This window comes from Burkholderia sp. 4M9327F10 (assembly GCF_005503145.1).
In the GTDB taxonomy this organism is placed as follows: domain Bacteria; phylum Pseudomonadota; class Gammaproteobacteria; order Burkholderiales; family Burkholderiaceae; genus Paraburkholderia.
Genome location: NZ_SCNV01000143.1, coordinates 1 through 1,428, shown reverse-complemented (window position 1 = coordinate 1,428; position 1,428 = coordinate 1). Strand labels below are relative to the sequence as shown.

Below are 1,428 nucleotides of genomic sequence, written 5' to 3'. Positions count from 1 at the left end.
GAACGCTACACGGTGCCGTATCTGGAGCCCAGCGGCCTGCATACCACTGGCCGGGAATCGGTGCAGTCGCTCACGATGCGCACGACCATGACGCCCGCGAAGTTCTCGGTGCGCAGCTACAGTCCCGAACAACCGGATAACCGGTGCATGAATGCCACAAAAACGATCCACAGCGACCCAACGGTTCACGGGGAAACCTATACCTGGGGTCTCGATCTGGATGACGAGCAGGACGCTGCGCGCGAAGCAGAATTGCGGCAGGAGGCGGCGCTTGCGGAGCAGGTCGTCTACAGCGGGACGTGCGACATGCTGGATATCGCGCCTGCCTGCGTGCTGGCGCTGTCGAACCGCGAACTGCCCGAGGTGAAGCACGGCCTGCTGGTCACAGGCATGACGTGCAGCGCCTCGCGCAAGCAGGGTTACAAGGTCGGGTTCACCGCCATCCCCAGCGACCGGCAATACCGGATGCCTCTGCAGGAGGAATCGTGGCCCCGGATACCTGGCGTCATCACCGGAACAATTGCATCGACAAAAGATTACGTGGGACCTTACCTGGACAACCAGGGGCGGTACATCGTCAATCTGCACGTGGACCGCGACCCGCGCACGCCTGGCGTGGAGAGCTGCCCGATGCGGCTTGCGAAACCGTTCGCGGGGCCGGGGCGGACCGGTTTCCACTTCGGACTTGAACCGGAAACGGTCGTTGGCGTGGCCTTCCTCTGGAACAATCCCGACAGGCCGTTCATATCCCATGTGCTGCACACAGCCAGGCATCCCGATCCGATTGTCGCCGGCTCGCCGTGGGCGCAGCGCAATACGATCCGCACGCGCTCCAACAACACGTTACAGATGGATGACCATGATGGGCGCGAGCACATCAAGGTCGCAACCGAACACGCCAAGTCGCAACTCAACCTTGGACACATGGTAGATCGTGGCCAGAGCGAGCGCGGCAGCGGTGCTGAGCTGAGAACGGATGGGCACGCTACGTTGCTCGGCGGTGCTGGCGTGATGGTGTCGGCTTATGCCCGGAAAGGCGCGTCAGGCAAGCAGCTCGACATGCAGGAGACGGTCGCTCAGCTTGAGGACGCGCTGGCGCTGGCGAAGGCGCTGGCATCGTCGGCGCAGGCGTCGAAAGCTGAAGCGGCAGATACCGATAGCCAGCAGGCGGCAAACAAATCCTTCGACCAGCTTGCACAGCCTGGCGTACTGCTGGCTGCGCCGGCATCGGCTGGCGTAGTGAGTGGCAAGAACGTGCAGCTTGTCGCGGGCGAAAGCATCATGGGCGTAGCCAAAGGTGATGCAAGCTTTAGCGTCTGGAAGCGCTTTACCGTGGCCGCGCACGACATGGTGTCGCTGTTCACGCAGAAAGGCATGAGCCTGATCGCGGCGGCGGGCGCGGTCGTCGTACAGGCGCAGCGCGGACCC

General features: G+C 63.2%; 1 protein-coding gene. It reads left to right on the top strand.

Features of this window, described 5'->3' with window-relative positions; all coding sequences use genetic code 11:
* On the top strand, positions 1–1,428 hold a 1,428-nt coding region (locus tag FFS45_RS41465), incomplete at both ends, for a type VI secretion system Vgr family protein (RefSeq protein ID WP_137960353.1).